Source organism: Streptosporangium sp. G11, assembly GCF_051192615.1.
Lineage (GTDB): Bacteria > Actinomycetota > Actinomycetes > Streptosporangiales > Streptosporangiaceae > Streptosporangium.
The window spans coordinates 14736-32732 of sequence record NZ_JBPJUQ010000062.1 but is presented as its reverse complement, the minus strand read 5'-3'; the positions used below and the strand labels follow the sequence as shown (position 1 = coordinate 32732).

At 70.8% G+C, this 17997-nt stretch carries 13 protein-coding genes; 5 read left to right on the top strand and 8 right to left on the bottom strand.

The window, feature by feature from the left end; all coding sequences use genetic code 11:
• Positions 1–95: 95 nt before the first annotated feature.
• The 3 genes from ACSDR0_RS38105 to ACSDR0_RS38095 all read right to left on the bottom strand — a co-directional run bounded on the left by ACSDR0_RS38105 (position 96) and on the right by ACSDR0_RS38095 (position 6579).
• Positions 96–2207 carry an SDR family NAD(P)-dependent oxidoreductase gene (locus tag ACSDR0_RS38105; protein ID WP_435293811.1) on the bottom strand — a complete coding sequence of 704 codons (2112 nt, stop codon included), beginning with the start codon at positions 2205–2207 and terminating at the stop codon, positions 96–98.
• A gap of 35 nt (positions 2208–2242) precedes the next feature.
• A complete protein-coding gene (locus ACSDR0_RS38100) occupies positions 2243–2965 on the bottom strand; it encodes a TetR/AcrR family transcriptional regulator (RefSeq protein WP_435293810.1) in 723 nt (240 codons plus the stop codon).
• Between the two features lie 299 nt (positions 2966–3264).
• Complete coding sequence (locus tag ACSDR0_RS38095; RefSeq protein WP_435293809.1) at positions 3265–6579, bottom strand: BTAD domain-containing putative transcriptional regulator; 3315 nt, start codon at positions 6577–6579, stop codon at positions 3265–3267.
• Positions 6580–6728: 149 nt separating this feature from the next.
• On the opposite strand from ACSDR0_RS38095, the gene ACSDR0_RS38090 reads away from it, so the two are divergent.
• The 4 genes from ACSDR0_RS38090 to ACSDR0_RS38075 all read left to right on the top strand — a co-directional run bounded on the left by ACSDR0_RS38090 (position 6729) and on the right by ACSDR0_RS38075 (position 10106).
• Positions 6729–7316 (top strand): NADPH-dependent FMN reductase, encoded by a 588-nt coding sequence (locus tag ACSDR0_RS38090; RefSeq protein WP_435293808.1) that lies wholly within the window; start codon positions 6729–6731, stop codon positions 7314–7316.
• Positions 7317–7366: 50 nt separating this feature from the next.
• Entirely contained in the window at positions 7367–7936 is a 570-nt protein-coding gene (locus ACSDR0_RS38085) for a dihydrofolate reductase family protein (RefSeq protein WP_435293807.1), read from the top strand.
• Positions 7937–8139: 203 nt separating this feature from the next.
• Entirely contained in the window at positions 8140–8427 is a 288-nt protein-coding gene (locus ACSDR0_RS38080) for a hypothetical protein (protein ID WP_435293806.1), read from the top strand.
• 134 nt (positions 8428–8561) lie between these two features.
• On the top strand, positions 8562–10106 hold the full coding sequence (locus tag ACSDR0_RS38075) for a serine/threonine-protein kinase (protein ID WP_435293805.1): 1545 nt from the start codon (positions 8562–8564) through the stop codon (positions 10104–10106).
• Between the two features lie 627 nt (positions 10107–10733).
• Here the strand turns inward: ACSDR0_RS38075 and ACSDR0_RS38070 are convergent.
• Positions 10734–11363: a hypothetical protein gene (locus ACSDR0_RS38070; protein ID WP_435293804.1), complete on the bottom strand. Its 630-nt coding sequence runs from the start codon at positions 11361–11363 to the stop codon at positions 10734–10736.
• A gap of 194 nt (positions 11364–11557) precedes the next feature.
• Between ACSDR0_RS38070 and ACSDR0_RS38065 the strand changes: the two genes are divergently transcribed.
• The gene (locus ACSDR0_RS38065; RefSeq protein WP_435293803.1) at positions 11558–12274 is read left to right on the top strand and encodes a maleylpyruvate isomerase family mycothiol-dependent enzyme; all 717 of its coding nucleotides are present in this window, start codon (positions 11558–11560) and stop codon (positions 12272–12274) included.
• A 182-nt stretch (positions 12275–12456) separates the two neighbouring features.
• Here the strand turns inward: ACSDR0_RS38065 and ACSDR0_RS38060 are convergent, their stop codons facing one another.
• The 4 genes from ACSDR0_RS38060 to chvE form a co-directional block, all read right to left on the bottom strand.
• Positions 12457–13542, bottom strand: a complete 1086-nt coding sequence (locus tag ACSDR0_RS38060; RefSeq protein ID WP_435293802.1) for a TerC family protein — start codon at positions 13540–13542, stop codon at positions 12457–12459.
• 213 nt (positions 13543–13755) lie between these two features.
• On the bottom strand, positions 13756–15042 hold the full coding sequence (mmsB, locus tag ACSDR0_RS38055) for a multiple monosaccharide ABC transporter permease (RefSeq protein WP_435293801.1): 1287 nt from the start codon (positions 15040–15042) through the stop codon (positions 13756–13758).
• An 8-nt stretch (positions 15043–15050) separates the two neighbouring features.
• Positions 15051–16580 carry a multiple monosaccharide ABC transporter ATP-binding protein gene (gene mmsA, locus ACSDR0_RS38050; RefSeq protein WP_435293800.1) on the bottom strand — a complete coding sequence of 510 codons (1530 nt, stop codon included), beginning with the start codon at positions 16578–16580 and terminating at the stop codon, positions 15051–15053.
• A 100-nt stretch (positions 16581–16680) separates the two neighbouring features.
• The gene (gene chvE, locus ACSDR0_RS38045) at positions 16681–17817 is read right to left on the bottom strand and encodes a multiple monosaccharide ABC transporter substrate-binding protein (protein WP_435293799.1); all 1137 of its coding nucleotides are present in this window, start codon (positions 17815–17817) and stop codon (positions 16681–16683) included.
• Positions 17818–17997: the final 180 nt, after the last annotated feature.

Below are 17997 nucleotides of genomic sequence, written 5' to 3'. Positions count from 1 at the left end.
GTGCGTTCGTCGTCGCCGGCGCAGGACCGTGGGTGGGCCCACTCCTCCAGCCGGGTGCGGTCGCCGGCGGCGGAGTGGACGCATCCGTACAGGCCCTAGCTTCGGTGCCTGCTCACCATCCCCGCCGCGAGAGGGGCGTTCGCGAAGTCGCCGGCCGCCACGCGGGCCGCGACGGTGCGGCGTACGAGGCGGTCGGCCAGGGAGGGGGCGTGCCTGCCGACCATCATCTCGACGCGTCCCCGCACGGTGGTCGCCACGTCGCGCGGGGCGCGGCGGGCGGTGACGGCGCGGACGATCGCGTCGACCACGCCCTCGACGGGTTCCGGCCTGGACACCGCGTCCAGGGACAGCCCGGCCTGTCGCGTGCTGTCGTGGATCGGGCTGCGGACCATGCTCGGGTAGACCGTCGTCACGCCGACGTGCGTGCCGACCTCCAGCCGGAGCGCGTCGGCGTAGGCCGCGAGCGCGCGCTTGGAGACGCCGTACGCCGCCGCCAGCGGCAGTGGCAGGAGCGCCATCCGCGAGGCGATGAAGACCACCCGCCCGCGCGTACGCACCAGGTGGGGCATGACCGCCGCCGTCACGCGCCAGGCGCCGAGGAGGTTCAGCCGCAGTTGCGCCTCGACCTCCTCGCCGGGGGCGAGCTCGGCCGGGGCGGGGCCGCCGCGCCCCGCGTTGTTGACCAGCAGGTCGATGCCGCCGAGCAGGGCCGCGGCCTCGGCCACCGCGGCGTCGACGGACTCCTGGGAGGTGATGTCGCACGCGATGATCGGGATGTCGGAGTCGCCGGGACGGGCGATGTCCAGCCCGACCACGTGCGCGCCCTGGGCGGTGAACCGCGCGCTCATCGCCCTGCCGAAGGTGCCCGCCGCGCCGGTGATCAGAATCCTGCTCCCGGCCAGCGCGCGGGACGGGGCGGCGCGCAGCTCGCGGTCCATGACGCGGAGATACCGGTCGACGTCGATCCGCATGTGGGGCCTGCGCTGCCCCCAGCGGTCGCGGGCGGCGTCGAGTTCGGCCGAGGCGATCCTTCGCGCGGTCTCGGGGGCGGGCAGCCGGTGGGTTCCGGCGCGTACGGCGGCCACGAGGCGGCCCTGCGCCTCGACGACGGGCAGCGCCGAGCCGGTCGACTGCATCAGCCCGACGTAGCTGATCGAGTCGTCGCCGATGGGGAAGACGTGGCGGTAGAGCAGCATGCTCGCCGGGTCGGGCACCGTGGCGGCGTCCAGGAACGGCGTCACGGCCCGGTAGCCGGTGCACCAGACGATGTGGTCGACCTCGTCCACCCGGCCGTCGGCGAAATGGACCCGCGAGCCGTCCAGGCGCGCGACGCCCTGGCGCGCGAGCACCCTTCCCTCCGCGATCAGCCGGGGGACGGAGTCGCTCAGGGTGGGGTGGTCCTGGAGCACGCCCTCGCGGGGTGCGGGCAGGCGCGGTCCGGCGGGCTTCCTGTCGGCGATCCTGAGCACCGCCTGGGAGACCACCTGCCGCACCCGCCAGGGGAGCAGGGCCGCGAGGGCGCCGTTGAGCTGGTCGGAGGGGCGGCCCAGCAGCCGCTTGGGCAGCACCCAGACCCCGCGCCTGGCCGACAGCAGCACGGCGGAGGCGTGACCGGCCAGCTCGGCGGCGATGTCCATCGCGGAGTTGCCGGTGCCCACGACGAGCACGCGCTTTCCGGTGAACCGGACGGGGGTGACGTAGTCGTGCGCGTGCGACTCGGCGCCGGTGAACGTCCCCGGGTACGGCGGCTCGGGGAGGCGGGGCTCGTGGTTGTGGCCGTTGGCCACCACCAGATGCTCCACCGTCTCGCGGTACGGCCCCTCGGGACCGGTCAGCTTCAGCTCCCAGCCGTCCTCGGTGCGCCGGGCCGATTCGAGCGTCGTGCCGAACCGGAAGTGCTCGCCGACCCCGAAGCGGTCGGCGTAGGACCGCAGGTATTCGAGCAGCTGGGCGCGGGTCGGGTAGTCGGGCCACTCGGCGGGCATCGGGAAGTCGGAGAACTCCGTGCGCGGCTTGCTCGTGTTGAGATGGAGGCCCTCGTAGGAGGCGGTGTCGGCGTCCAGCCGCCACAGGCCGCCGAGGGACGCGGCGCGCTCGACGCCGAGGACGGGCAGGCCGGCCTCGATGAGGGCCTTGGCCGCGGCCACGCCCGCCGCACCGCCGCCGACGACGGCGGTCACGCCCCGGCCCGGTTCTCTTGCGCCCATCCGTTGCCTCCCATATTCCATCGGATGATGGAATATTAACCGCCGGAGCCGCCCGCGCCAGGGGTCGCGTAGAGCCGGTCGACGAAACGGTGGGCGTAGGCGCGGAACTCGCGCCTCTCGCGGTCGGCGGTCACGGCGTCGCCGCCGCGGGCGCTCAGGGCGGTCACGTGGCCGTGGGCCGCCCAGACCAGGCTGCGCACGGTGATGTGCGGCGTCGGCTCGACGACGAGACCGCGGGTGGCCGCCTCCAGCAGGGCGCGCTCGATCTCGCCGTAGATCGGCAGCGAGTACGCCTCGTCCAGGGACAGGTGGAGGGTGGGGTCCAGCCACCGCCGCAGCCACAGGAACGTGGTCTGGGGGTGCTCGTCGAGGAAGTCGACGAACGCGTCCATCAGGTCGTGCATGGCGCCCACCACGTCGCCCGCCGGTTCGGAGCGCACGGCGGCGAGGAAGGCGCGCACCGGCGGCGTGAGCGTCGCCCGCTCCAGCTCGAAGACGCGGGCGAAGCAGGCGTCGTACAGGGACGCCTTCGACGGGAAGTGGTGGTGCACGCTGGAGACGTCGATCCCGACCCGGGCGGCGATGTCGCGCATGGAGACGCCGTCGGCCCCGTGCCGGGCGAAGAGGCCGGTGGCCTCGGCGAGGATGCGGTCGGGCGTGGACGGCGCCGAACGGTCCCTGGGCGGACGCCCCCTGCGGCGAGCCCGAGGGGCGGAGACGTCCTCCTCGCCCTCCTCGTTTTCCGTGCTCTTCCTCATGCCGGACAGTCTGCCAGGGTCGCCCGGCCTCGTAATCCATCGCTGAATTGATTTCTCCGCCCGGGCCGGCCTGCCAGGGGCCTGCCCTCCCGGTTCCGGTGCGTCCTGTTCCGCCCGGCCCGGCGGGGAAGCGCGTTCAGCCCGGTGTCCGGTCCGGTGTTCGGCCGGGTGCGGGCGCGGTGACGTTCGGTCCGGTGTTCGGCCGGGTGTGGGTGCGGCCGTGTCCGGTCCGGTGTTCAGTCAGGTGCGGGCGCGGTGGTGTCCGTCCGGTGTTCAGCCGGACGCGGGCGCGATGGTGTTCAGCCGGGCACGGCCGTGTCCGGTATGACGGCCAGCGATCTGATCTGCTCGGGGGTGAGCGCGGCGCCGCGTCCGGATTCGGCGGCGAAGCGCTTCTCGCCCAGCGCCTCGCGGACCCGCGCGGTGATCCGGTCGACGTCGACGCCTTCCACGGGGGTCAGGGGTACGGGGCTCGACGCGAGGGCCACGGCGCCCGCGCCCAGGATCCGGGCGGCGCGGTCGTGATGTCCGGCGACGGCCAGGGCCCCGGCCAGCCCGTACACGGCGACCGTCATCTCCCGGGTGCCGTCGAGCCTGGCCGCGAGATCGAGGGCCGAGAGGTGCAGGGTGAGGGCCGTCGCCGCGTCGCCACGCTGCTCGGCGACGAAGCCGAGCTCGGTCACGATCATCGGAAGGTACGGCGGCGGCTCCTCGGCGTCGGGCGGGGTACGGTCAAGCACGTCGCGCAGGTGGGTCTCCGCGACGTCGAGGCGGCCGTCCCTGCGCGCGGCGAAGGCCAGCCCCATCCGGGCGAAGGTCTGCCCGGCCTGGTGGCCCTGCTCCACGGCGAGCCGCAGCGACCTCTCGCTCGACTCCGCCGCCCGCGCGTAGTCGCCGCGCTGCAGCGCGATCCAGCCCAGCCAGCCCAGCCGCCCGGCGAACTCCGTCCACATCCCGAGCTCCTCGGCCAGGCGCATGCCGTCGCGCTGCAGCCGTTCGGCCCGGTCGAGGTCACCGGTCATCTCGGCCAGCGCGCCGAGCCAGCCGCCGGACTCCAGCTGCCCCCAGCGCTCCCCGAGCTCACCGAAGATCCGCGCGCTGCGCTCGCCGTCGCGTTCGAGCCCCTCCAGGTCACCGCGTACGTGCGCGAGCTTGGCCCGCAGGGCGAGGGCCGCGGCCGTTCCCCACCGGTCGCCGAGCGCCTCGAAGGCGGGGAGCGCCCGATCCAGCAGGTCTCCGGCGACGGACAGGTCGCCGAGGTCGAGCCCCGCGTAGGCGAGGATCCACCATGCCCTGGCACGCGCGCCGGGATCGCCCGCGTCCTCGTACGCCTCCAGGGCCGTCCGGCGGACTTTCTCCCGGTCGGCGGCGGCGATGTCGCCGCGGAGGAACCCGATCGCGGCCTCCCAGACGAGGGCCTTGGCCCGGAGCGCGGCGCCGGGGGGTTCGCCGGGGACGGCGAGTGCCGCCGCCAGGGACCGGTGGGCCTCTGCCAGGCGTCCGCGCAGGAACCAGTACCAGGCCATCGCGCCGACGAGGCGCAGCGCGCCGTCCGCGTCGCCGTTCCTGACGGCCGCGTTCAGCGCGGCGCGGAGGTTCGCGGCGTCGGAGTCGAGGCGCCGCAGCCAGCGCCGCTGGTCCGCCTCGTAGAGGCGCGGCTCGGCCCGCTCGGCGAGGCCGGTGTAGTGGCGCAGGTGCCGCCGCCGCACCCGCTCGTACTCCCCGGCCCGCTGGAGGCGCTCGACGCAGTACGCCGCCACCGACTCCAGCAACCGGTATCTCGGCCCGTCGGCACCGTCCACCATGACCACCAGCGACCGGTTCACCAGCCGCGCCACCAGGTCGAGCACCTCCTCGGCCGGGATGTCGTCCCCCGCGCAGACGGCCTCGGCGGCCTCCATGGTGCAGCCGTCGGCGTGTACGGCGAGGCGACGCAGGACGGCGCGCTCGGCGCCGGTCAGCAGCTCCCAGCTCCAGTCGATCATCGCCGTCAGGGTCTGCTGGCGCGGCGGGACGCCCCGGTGCCCGGTGGCCAGCAACCTGAACCGGTCGTCGAGGCGGGCGACGAGACCGTGCACCCCGAGGGCGGGGACTCTCGTCGCGGCCAGCTCCAGCGCCAGCGGGATGCCGTCCAGCCTGCGGCACAGCGCCGCGACCGCCGGGGCGGTGTCCGCGTCGAGGGCGAACCCCCGGGCCGCGGCGGACGCGCGTGCCACGAACAGCCGCACGGAGCCCGTCCGCTCCAGCGCGGGAATGTCGCCGGTGTCCCGGCCGGGCACCTCCAGCGGCGGGACGCTCCAGACCACCTCGCCGGGCAGGGCGAGCGGTTCCTGGCTGGTCGCGAGGATCCGCAGCCCCGGGGCGGCGCGCAGCAGCGGTCCGGCCAGCTCGGCGACCGGCTCGACGACGTGCTCGCAGTTGTCCAGCACCAGCAGCAGCCGCCGGGGGCGCAGCGCCTCGGTGAGCCGGTCGGCGGCGGTCACCGGCCCCGCGGCACCCGCGGTGTCCTGGACGTCCAGCACCGCCATGATCGTCTCAGCCAGCCGGTGGACGGCGTCCTCGTCGCCGGGGCGGTCGAGCGCGGCCAGCTCGACCAGCCACACCCCGTCACGTACGACGCCTGGAGAGCCGGAGGGAGGGGTGGAGGGCGCGGTGCCGGAGGGGTCGGAAGAGGTTTCCCCCGGACCGGTCAGGTGCCTGGCGGTCTCGATCGCCAGGCGGGTCTTGCCCACGCCGCCGGGGCCGGTGAGCGTCACCAGCCGCTCCGCCTCCAGCAGGGCGCGGATCGCGGCGACGGCCTCCTCCCTGCCGATCAGGTCGGTGAGAGGCGCGGGAAGGTTGGTGGCGGGCCTGTCCGGGAGAAGGCCGGGCGCGGCCAGCGCCGGGTCCTGGGCGAGGACGGCCCGGTGCAGGGCGACCAGGTCGGCGCCCGGGTCCAGGCCCAGCTCATCGGCCAGCAGGACGCGCAGTTCCCCGTAGCTGTCCAGCGCCTCGCTCTGCCGCCCGGACCGGTACAGGGCACGCATGTGCGCGGCGCGCAGCCGCTCCCTCAGGGGGTGCGCGGCGAGCAGGTCACCGAGTTCCCCCGCGAGCTTCACGTGCTCGCCCAGCTCCAGCCGTACCTCCGCGCGGTCCTCCCACGCGGTCAGCCGCCGCTCCTCCAGTCGCGCGATCGCGGGTCGCGCGAACGGCTCGTCGCCGAAGTCGGCGAACGCGGGACCGCGCCACGACGCCAGCGCGTCGGCCAGCAGCGCCGCCCTGGCCGACGGATCCCCGGCCCGGCCCGCCTCGTCGACCAGGCGCAGGAAACCGGCCACGTCGGTGTCGGCCTTCAGCGTGTAACCCGCGGGATGGCGGACGACCAGATCCCGGCAGCCGGGTTCGGCGTCCTCCAGCACCCTGCGCAGCTGCGAGACCTTGGCCGACAGGGCGCCGGCCGGGTTGCCGGGCGGGTCGTCGCCCCACAGGTCGTCGATCAGCCGGTCGACGGGCACCGGACGCCCCTCGTGCACCAGGAGGTCGGCCAGCAGGGTGCGGACCTTCAGCCCTGGAATCGTCACCGGCTCACCCGCGGTCGTCCACACGGCCAGTGGCCCAAGCACCCCGAAACGCATGAAGGCCACGATAACGTCGCGCGCTCACCGCGTTACGACGGATTCTCGCGAGCCCCGGTCGGGCCGTAAAACGACGGGAGCTTTTCCGTAAAAGGGGGGCGGCATAGTGAGACACGTCGGACCGGGCAGGACGCGAGGGAGGTACGGAGATGTCGGAGGACGACCGGCTGCGGCTGGCGGTCATCATCGGGAGCACCCGCGAAGGCCGGTTCGGCCCCACCGTGGCGGGGTGGTTCGCCACCCGGGCCCGCAGGCGCGGCGACCTGGACGTCGACCTGATCGACCTGGCCGAGACCGGCCTGCCGCAGACCCTCAACGACCAGGGCGAGCCCGCCCCCGCCGAGGTGGCGGCCCTGGCGCCGAGGCTGGCGGCCGCCGACGCCTTCGTCGTGGTCACCCCCGAGTACAACCGGAGCTTCCCCGCTCCGCTGAAGACCGCCATCGACTGGTACTGCGAGGAGTGGCAGGCCAAGCCCGTCGCCTTCGTCGCCTACGGCCGGGACTCCGGCGGCCTGCACGCCGTCGACCAGCTCCGCCAGGTCTTCACCGAGTTGCACGCCGTGACCATCCGCGACGCCGTCACCCTTCCCCGCTACTGGGACCTCTTCGCCCCCGACGGCACCTGGCCCAAGGCCACCGCGGAGTGCAACACCGCGGTGCGGACCACGCTCGACCGGCTGGCCTGGTGGGCCCGTGCACTGCGCGACGCCCGAGCCAGGAACCCGTACGTCACCTGAACCCCCTCTCATATTCGGACTTATCCAACGTGAACGACACGGAGAAAATCATGCGGAAGATCATCGCCCAGACCCACACCACCCTCGACGGCTACATCGACAACCCCCACCTGTGGTCCATGCCGTACTCGAACGCGGAGGCGCAGGCGTACTCCATGGACCTCATGCTCGGCAGCGACACCCTGCTGCTGGGACGGGTCACCTACGTGGGCATGGCCCAGGCATGGCCCGGCATGAGCAACCCCTACGCCGACCACGTGAACAGCATCGCGAAGTACGTGGTCTCCTCGACCCTGGAGAAGGCCGAGTGGGAGAACTCGACCATCGTCCACGGCGACGACCTCGTCGCCAAGGTGACCGAGCTGAAGAGGCAGCCCGGCGGGAACATCATGATCTGGGGCTGTGGCCGGCTCACCGACACGCTCATGGAGAACGGGCTGCTCGACGAGTACCGGCTCCTGGTCTCCCCCGTCATCCTCGGCGAGGGGCAGCGGCTGTTCCGCGGGGAGAACGTCAAGGCGACCCTGGAGCTCGTCGACAACACGACGTTCGACACCGGCCTGATCGCCCTCGCCTACCGCCCGGTGAACGCGGCGGAAGGCCGGGCGGACGCCGGCTGAGCGGTACGGCCGCGTCCTCACCGACCCCGGCGGCCGGGTCGCCGGCCTGCGCGTCATCCGGGAGAAGGCGATGTCCCGCCCTCGCCCGACAGGCGGCGGCCACGGCGGCCGTGTGAAGCCCCTGCCCTCCGGGGCAGGGGCTTCACCGGTCTGACGGTGTGGCCGGCGGGCCATACGCTGGCCGTGAGACCTGAGGAGGCCCCATGGTGAGCGACACCGAGCGGATCGAGCGTGAACGCCGCGACGAGGTGCACAACTGCGTGGTGCCCAGATGCGGAACCCGGGCGGTCGAGGCGTTCGTCGCCGACGGGAACGGCTGCCTCGCGGACCGGGGCTGGCAGCAGGGCGATCTCATCGACCTGTGCGCACCGCACGGTCACGACGTCCGGCAAGCCCATCACCTGCCTCGGAACCAGGTCGCCGAGTGGATCCGAGCGGATATGAAACCCGACCCCTACGATGCTCTTTTCCGCAGGGCGAACGGGTGGTGACGGGAGATCCGGTGGGATACGGCAGGGCGGAAAACCCCGGCTCGGAGAGGACTTGGGGCGTACATCCGTAGGTCGGAGCCTCCCCTCATATAGTTGTGTGCCAATTGTCGGGCTCGGAGTCGATGGCGGGGATCGTGGGCGTTTGGGAGGGGACGGCGGCCGTGCTCGCCGACCGGTACCGGCTGGACGAACTGATCGGCCGCGGCGGCACGGGCGAGGTGTGGCGCGCCTACGACCTGCGGCCGGGCTGGGCGGTGGCGGTCAAGATCCTGTCACCGTGGGTGGCCGACGCCGCCACGCGCGAGAGGTTCGCCCGGGAGGCCAGGACGGCCGCACGTGTCGTCCATCCCAACGTGGTGACGGTGCTCGACATGGGTGAGCACGAGGATCGGCCGTACCTGGTGATGGAGTTGCTGGCCGGCCGGGACCTCGCCGCCGAGCTGGCCGAACGGGGAGCGCTGAGCGTCTCCGAGACGTGCCACCTGGTCGGGCAGGCCGCGCTCGGGCTGGACGCCGCGCACCGGGCCGGGGTCGTGCACCGCGACGTCAAGCCCGCGAACCTGCACCTGGGCGCGGGGGGCACGCTCAAGGTCGTCGACTTCGGTACCGCCAGGGTCGCGACCGAGGCCGCGATGCGGCTGACCTCGGCGGGCAGCGTCATCGGCACGGCCGCCTACCTGTCTCCCGAGCAGATCCTCGGCGAGCCGGGGGACGCGGCCTCGGACCTGTACGCGCTCGGCTGTGTCTGCTACGAGCTGCTGTGCGGGCGGCCCCCGTTCGTCGGCCCGGCCACGGAGGTGATCTCCCAGCACGTTCGTGACCGGCCGGATCCGCCCAGGCGGTACCGGCCGGATGTTCCGGCGGAGCTGGAGGGGCTCGTCCTGGCCCTGCTGGAGAAGGATCCCGCCGCGCGGCCGACCGGGGGAGAGGTGGTCCGCCAGGTCACCGTGACGGCCCGTCAGGCGTCGCCCGCCCGCGACACCGCCCCGCCGACGCTCACGTACGACACCGTGTCGTCGACGGTCCCGCCGGGACCGGTGGCGCCGGCGCCCGTGTCCGGCCTCTCCGCGCTCATGCGGGGACGGTCACCCGGGCGGTCCGTCGCGATCGCGCTGGGTGTGGTGGCCGTACTCGTGGCGGCGGGTCTCTGGGCGCTGGCGCCGTCGGACCCGGTGGGGCAGGCCGCCGCGTCCCGGACGGTGGTGCCGTCCGGGACGGGCTCCCCGGTGCGGACCGCGTCGCCGTCACCCACAGCGGCCGTCTCGCGGAGCGTGTCCGCGCCGCCGTCCCCGGTGCCGGTCCGGTCGCCGCCGGCGGCGACCGGATGGCAGACGCTGCTGCCGGTCTTCTACCGGGCCGTCACCGACCAGGAGCGCCAGGGGAAGATCGACCCCAGGGTGGCCCGCGAGCTCCGGGAGAGGATTTCCAAAGTCGCCCAGGCCCTCCGGCAGGGCCGGAACGAGAAGGCGCGCGACGAACTGCGCAAGCTCGGCCGGGACCTGTCCGAGGCGCGGCGGAGGGGCAGGCTCGCCTCCGACGGGCCGCTCATCGCCTTCCTGCGCGACTCCGGGTTCGTCTTCCAGCCGGACGGCGGGGACCAGGAGCCACGTCGTCAGCACTTCAAGGGAAGCGACGACGACGATGACAGGGACGACGAGGACGACGAGAACGACGACTAGGGCCTGTCTCAAAGGCGGGTGAGCCAGTCGTTGATGGCGGCGAGGTGGATGGTTGTCACGAGGTCTCCGGATATGAGGTTCTTCTTCGTCGATGAACCCTCTATCGGAGACCTCTTTGCTTACCCGGCTACGACACGCCGTTGATCGACTTTGGGACAGGCTCCAGGTGCTGCTGTGCGGCCGCCTCGCAGCCCCGCACAGCAGGTGGCGCCGGGAAGGAGGTGGGGAGGGTGGAAGCTCCGTCCGGGGGGCCGCCTTCCCCACCTCTTCCCCGCTTCGGGCTGGAAGCCCGCAGGGAAAGGGGCCGCGTGTGCTTCACGCGAGTAGCAGGCCACTGATTCCGGCACTCCCGTCAACCACCTTGACTCCCTGGGCGCATTGTGACGATCGCGATGAACACCCGCTCTCGCGAACCGGCATGGCAGCCATCCTGTAGCCAGCGTTGACGGCCCGCGGAGCGCCCTGGCGCGGTGGATGGGGGTATACGGGTCCAGGAATGCCGTGGGTGCAGATCAGCGACGAGGTCGCTTGAGCGGCTCGGCCGCTCCGTGGAGCACCGAACCGCCTCGCCGACTCCTCCGGCGCGCCTGGATGATCGCCACTTCGGCCGGCGCAGACCAGGCGGTCCTACAGCCCGTACCTACTCCAGAGAAATAGTGTTGCGCCATTGGCTCTCACAGACTGCCACTCTTTCGACGTCAGACTGCTTTTAATCTCGGTCAGAACCGGCGCGATATTAGCTTTGGTGAGATATTCAGTCACCATCACGTAAGTCTGATTGAAGCAGTCCGCTTTCGTCCTCCGACTGCCTTTCATTGCTAGAATCTTCTTGCTTATGTTATTGTAATATGGTTCGAACCTGCGGAGAAGGACTGTGAGGGCCTTTGTCAGCGGAACCCCGGAGGTCGATATGATCACCATTTGACTTTGGGTGAGATCATTCGGGGCGATGAGAGTGCCGAAGGATTCTTTAAAAGGTTTGTTGGCGTAGATGTCTTCCGCCGTTTTGTCCAGGATTTTGGACAGCTGCTGATCGGTAAAGAGTGTTGTCAGCAGGGTTTTGGTCTTATTAATGGCCGCCTGCTTGGGCGTGATCAAGGTTTGTGGCCTCTGTAGCAGGCCTTTGGCTGACATCGATGCGTGAGTAGCACCCCTCGACACCTGGGCCGGCGACGATGAAGCTGCGTTTACCACTGAGGCATTCGCAAGGCAGACCGACAACGTGAGGGCAGCGGCCAGAAGAGAGGTTCGAGACACGGGCGTCACGTTACTCATTTCCTCGGTGCCCGTCCCCGGTGACGTCTCGGCGCAGAGCTTGGGTGAGCAGGGCGAACGGCCCGCTGATGCCGTGGGCGATGCCGAGGCTTCACGCGGCGCCGGGCGGACGGGCCCGAGGCGCGGCCACTCGGCTCGGCAGGGGACGTTCGCCCTTCTCCGGGTACGGCTGAGGCATGACCAACGAATCCAAGGATCCCCTGAGGGGTCTCGACCCGTTCGACATCTTCGACGCCGAGGCGGAGCGCCTCGACCGCTACTTCTCGGGACTCGACGCGGAGGGCTGGAACCGCCCCTCGCGGGCGGCCGGCTGGTCGGTTCGGGACGTGCTCGGGCACCTGGCGGGGGAGGAGCTGTACAACCACGCCTGCCTGGACGACGACGTCGACGGTTTCACCGCGATGCTCCGGCGTGAGGGCGTGGGCGGTGGTTTCGACGGTTTCAACGGGTGGTGCGTGGAGAACCGCCGAGGACTTCCGGTCGAGGAGGTGCTCCAGGAGTGGCGGCGCGAGAACGGGGACACCCGCGAGCGGATGCGCGCGCTCGGCCACGAGGCCCTGCTGCCGACCTTCGCCGGGCCGTACCCGGTGGGCTCGCAGACCTTCCACTACGCCTCCGAGTACGCCACCCACGCCGACGACGTCGGCGCGCCCGTCACGGAGGAGGAGGCGAAGGAGCGGTCCCGGTGGCGGGCCAGGGTGGGGATGTTCGTGCTCGCCGAGCAGGACGCGAAGGTCCAGGTCGAGCTGACCGCCGACGGGGTCCTGGTGCACGCGAACGGGATGAGCGAGCGGCTGCCGGTCCCGGTGTTCGTGGAGGCGACGGTCGGCCGCCTGCCGGACGACCATCCCCTCGACCGCGGGCTCAGGACCGCCCTGCGCTGCCTGGCCTGAGCGACGGTCCGTACGCTCGCGGGTCTTCCCACCGCCCCGTACGCTCGCGGGTCTTCCCACTGCCCTGCACGCTCGCGCGGGTCTCCGCAGGTGGGTTCGTCCACCGGTGATCTGTTCACCGGTGGTCCGCCCGCGGGGAATCCGCTCGCCGGTAATCCGTCCACCGGGAATCCGCGGCCTTCTCAGTCGTCGGCGGATTCCCGGTGGACGGAGCCGCCCTGCCGGCCTTGGCCCTGCTCCTGCCCCTGAGGCTGACCCGGTTCCCGGCCCCGCTTTCCGTCCTTGCGGCGCATCCGGTGCAGGGTGCCCGCGTGCGCGCGCTCCTCCGGGTGGCTGCGCACCCTCCGCAGGCTGGCGATGACGGTGACCAGCAGCACCAGGAGGATCACTCCGAGGGAGACCGGGGTCGGGACCTCGGGGAAGGACTTCGAGATGTCCTCGTGCAGGAACGACAGGATGAGCTTGAGGCCGATGAAGCCGAGGATGACCGCCAGGCCGATCGACAGGTAGACCAGCCGTTCGAGCAGGCCCTCGATCAGGAAGTACAGGGCGCGCAGTCCCAGCAGCGCGAAGGCGTTGGCGGCGAAGACGATGAGCGGATGCTTGGTGACGCCGAAGACGGCGGGAATGGAGTCGAGGGCGAACAGCAGGTCGGTGCTTCCGATGGCGAGGAAGACCACGAACAGCGGCGTGACCACCCGCTTGCCGTCCTCGCGGGCGACGAGCTTGCCGCCGTGCATGTCGTCGCTGACCGGGAGTACCTTCCCCGCGCGGCGGATCAGCGGGTTGTTCTCGACGTCGGGGTCCTGGTTCCTGTGCCGGATGAGCTGGATCGCCGTCCAGATCAGGAGCAGGCCGAAGATCAGGAACGTGAAGGAGAAGAGGGCGATGGCCGCCGCGCCGACCGCGATGAGGACGGTGCGCAGCACAAGGGCGGTGGCGATGCCGAAGAGCAGCACCTTCTGCTGGTGCTCCTCGGGCACCGAGAACCGCGCCATGATGATGACGAAGACGAAGAGGTTGTCGACGGAGAGGCTTTTTTCCACCATCCATCCGGCGAAGTACTCCGTCGCGAGCCCCGCCCCGGCCAGCCACCACAGGACCAGGCCGAAGGCTATGGCCACGCCGATGTAGAAGACCGTCCAGGCGGTGGCCTCGCGCATGCCCACGGCGTGCGGCCGGCGCGCCGCCACCACGAAGTCGAGACTGAGCAGCACCACCACCAACGCGATGACCGCGATCCACATGCCCACCGAGTCGATCGCCATCAGTGTCCCCTCCTACCCGCCGAGATCACTCGCTTTACCCCGGGCGGGAACCTCCACACCCCGTGACCACCGGCCGGCCCGCGGGAATGTCCGGCGGGCCGAGGGGCCAAGGGCGGGAAGGGCCAAAGGGCCAAGGGCGGGAGGGGACGAGGCCGGCGGGCTGAGGCCGGTGGGGGAGGAAGAGGCGGCCGGGCCCTCCGGGGCCCGGCCGGGTCAGCGGGCCGCGCCCGCGCGGCGCTTGGTCCACACGTCGAGGGCCACGGCGGCGAGCAGGACCAGGCCCTTGAAGAGCAGGACCTGCTCGCTGGGCGCGCCGATCAGGGACATGCCGTTGTTGATCACGGCCATGATGAGACCGCCGGTGAGCGCGCCGACCACCTTGCCCACGCCGCCCTGGACGGCGGCGCCGCCGATGAACGCGGCCGCGATGGCGTCCAGCTCGAAGCTGTTGCCCGCCGTCGGCCCCGCCTGGTTCAGCCGCCCGGCGAAGATGATCCCGGCGAGCGCGGCGAGCACGCCCATGTTGACGAAGAGCCAGAACGTGACGGACTTGACCTTGATGCCCGACAGGCTCGCCGCGTTCAGGTTGCCGCCGATGGCGTAGATGTGGCGGCCGAAGACGGCGCGGTTGGTCATGAGCGTGTAGCCCAGGACGAGGATCGCGAGGAGCACCAGCACCCAGGGCAGGTTCTTGAACCTGGCCAGCTGCACGATGACGGCTATCACCACCGCGGAGGCGACACCGATCTTCAGGAAGAACAGCGGCAGCGCGTCGACCTTCTGCCGGTAGCCCAGCCGCGCCTGGCGGGCCCGCCACTGCGTGCCGACGATCCCGGCCACCGCGGCCAGGCCGATGAGCAGCGTCAGCACGTCGGCGCCGCCGAGCGGGCCGAGGCCGATGTTGCCGAAGAAGCCGGGCACGAAGCCGTTGGCGAGGGTCCGCACCTCGTCGGGGAAGGGGCCGATGCCCTGGTTGCCGAGCACGGTCAGGGTCAGCGCCCTGAAGATCAGCATTCCGGCCAGGGTCACGATGAACGCCGGGATGCCGAAGTAGGCGATCCAGTAGCCCTGCCAGGCCCCGATCAGCGCGCCGACGATCAGCGTGATGAGGATGGCCAGCGGCCAGGCCACGTCCATGTCGACCATCAGCACGGCCGCGATCGCGCCCGTGACCGCGACCACCGATCCCACCGACAGGTCGATGTGCCCGGCGATGATGATCAGGATCATGCCGATCGCCAGGATCAGGATGTAGGAGTTCTGCACCATGATGTTCGAGATGTTCTGCGGGCTGAGCAGCTCACCGTCGGTCAGGATGGAGAACAGCACGATGACCAGCGCGAAGGCGATGTAGATGCCGCTCTGTCGCAGGTTGATGGAGAAACGGCCTCCTGGTGCCTTCGCGGGCACCGCCAGAAGGTCGCCGCCGCCCGGTGGCGGTGCTCCGGTCTTTCCTGCGGGTTCGGCGACTCCGTGCGCCGGGACCTGGCCGCTGCTCATCGTGCTTCCTACTCCTTTTCCTTGGTCATGAACTGCATGAGCCGCTCCGGGGTGGCCTCCGCCCGGGAGACCTCACCGGTGATGCGACCGGCCGACATGGCGTAGATGCGGTCGCAGACGCCGAGCAGCTCGGGAAGCTCCGAGGAGATGACCAGGATGGCCTTGCCCTGGTCGGCGAGCTGGTTGATGATCGAGTAGATCTCGTACTTGGCACCCACGTCGATGCCCCGGGTGGGCTCGTCGAGGATCAGCACGTCCGCGTCGGTGAAGATCCACTTCGACAGCACCACCTTCTGCTGGTTGCCGCCGCTGAGCTTCCCGGTGACCGACAGCACGCTGGGAGCCTTGATGTTCATGCTCTCGCGGAAGTTGTCGGCGACCTGGTATTCCTTGTTGTCGTCGACCCAGCCGCGCTTCGCCAGCTTCCTCAGCGCCGCGGCCGAGACGTTCCGCTTGATGTCCTCGATCAGGTTGAGCCCGTAGCGCTTGCGGTCCTCGGTGGCGTACGCGAGCCCGTGGTCGATCGCCTCGCCGACCGTGCGGAGCTGGATCTCCCGCCCGTCCTTGTAGACGCGGCCGGAGATGCCGACCCCGTAGCTGCGGCCGAACACGCTCATCGCCAGCTCGGTGCGCCCGGCGCCCATCAGACCGGCCAGGCCGACGATCTCGCCGCGGCGCAGCGTCAGGTTGGCGCCGGAGACGACGACGCGGCCGTGCTGGCTGGGGCTGTGCACGGTCCAGTCCTCGATCCGCAGCGCCTCCTCGCCGATCTTCGACTCGTGCGGCGGGAAGCGGTTCTCGAGGTCGCGGCCGACCATGCCCGAGATGATGCGGTCCTCGGTGACCTGGTCGTTCCTCATGTCGAGGGTCTCGATCGTCCGGCCGTCGCGCAGGATCGTGGTCGAGTCGGCGATGGCCTGGATCTCGTTCAGCTTGTGCGAGATGATCACCGAGGTGATGCCCTCCTCGCGCAGCCCGCGCAGCAGGTCGAGCAGGTGCGCCGAGTCCTCGTCGTTGAGCGACGCGGTCGGCTCGTCGAGGATGAGCAGCCTGACCTTCTTGGACAGCGCCTTGGCGATCTCCACCAGCTGCTGCTTGCCCACCCCGATGTCCATCGAGGCCGTCACCGGGTTCTCCCGCAGCCCGACCCGCTCCAGCAGCTCGGCGGCCTCGGCGTTCGTCCGGTTCCAGTCGATCAGGCCGCGGCTGGTCCGCTCGTTGCCGAGGAAGATGTTCTCGGCGATCGACAGGTAGGGGCTGAGCGCGAGCTCCTGGTGAATGATCACGATGCCGCGCTTCTCGCTGTCCCTGATGTCGGAGAAGCGGCACGGCTCGCCCTCGAAGAGGATCTCGCCGTCGTACGAGCCGTGGGGGTACACGCCGGACAGGACCTTCATCAGCGTCGACTTCCCGGCGCCGTTCTCCCCGCAGATCGCGTGTATCTCGCCGCGCTGTACCACCAGGTTGACGTCCTGCAGGGCTTTGACGCCCGGGAACGCCTTGGTGATCCCGCGCATCTGAAGTATGTCGTCGGTCATGCCGTCCGCCTCCGCGCTGCCTTCCTGTTCCGAGAGCGCCCGGCCGGCGGCGGGTGGGGATGCCGCCGGCCAGGTGCCTTCCGTCATGACACCGATGTGGCTACTTGAGCTGGTCTTCGGTGTAGTAGCCGGAATCGACGAGGACCTGCTTGTAGTTGTCCTTGTAGACGATCACGGGGTCGAGCAGGTTCGACGGGACGACCTTGTTGCCGTTGTCGTAGTCCTTGGTGTTGTTCACCTCGGGCTTGCCGCCCTTGAGCACGGCGTCGGCCATCTCGACGGTGACGGCGGCCAGCTGGCGGGTGTCCTTGTAGATCGTCGCGTACTGCTCGCCCGCGATGATCGACTTCACCGAGGCGACCTCGCCGTCCTGGCCGGTCACGACCGGGTACGGCTGGTCGGCGGTGCCGTAGCCGCTGCTCTTCAGCGCCGACAGGATGCCGATGGACAGACCGTCGTACGGGGAGAGCACGCCCTGGACCTTGGTGCCGCCGGAGTAGGCCTTGGTGATCAGGTCCTCCATGCGCTTCTGCGCGGTGGCCGGGTCCCAGCGCAGGATCGCGACGGTCTTGAAGTCGGTCTGGCCGCTCTTGACGACCAGGGTGCCCTTGTCGATGTACGGCTTCAGGGTGTCCATCGCGCCGTTGTAGAAGAAGGTGGCGTTGTTGTCGTCCGGGGAGCCGGCGAAGATCTCGATGTTGAACGGGCCCTTGGCGTCGCCGTCGGAGCCGTCCTCCTTCTTCAGCTTCAGGCCGACCAGCAGCGAGGTCGCCTGCTGCACGCCCACCTTGTAGTTGTCGAAGGTGGCGTAGTAGTCGACGTTCGGCGAGTTGCGGATGAGCCGGTCATAGGCGATCACCGGGATCTTCTTGTCCGCCGCCTGCTGGAGCTGCGTGGTGATGGCGGTACCGTCGATCGAGGCGATGATCAGGAGCTTGGCGCCCCTGGTGATCTGGTTCTCGATCTGGTTGACCTGCGTGGGGATGTCGTTCTCCGCGTACTGCAGGTCGACCTTGTAGCCCAGCTTCTCCAGGGCGCCCTTGACGTTGTCGCCGTCGTGGATCCAGCGCTCGGAGGACTTGGTGGGCATGGTGACGCCGACGAGGGTGTCGGCGGGCGCCGCGGAGGCCGCTCCCGACGCGCCCTGGTCGACGGTCTTGACGCTGGAGCCACAGGCCGTCACTCCCATGGCGAGAGCCAGGCTCACCGCGGCGGTGGCCAGCTTCGCGAACTTCATCGAATACCTCCAGTGTGGGGGCCCGTCCCGACCCAGGGGCGGGCCGGGACAGCGGTGGGACGCGGTGCGTCCCGGGAGTAGCGAGTGCCGCGGCGGGGCGTCCCGGTCTCCGGCGTGCCGCAGCCGGGGCGCGTCCTGTCCGAGCCGCGGCCACGGCGACACCGGAGCGGGCGGGGTTCC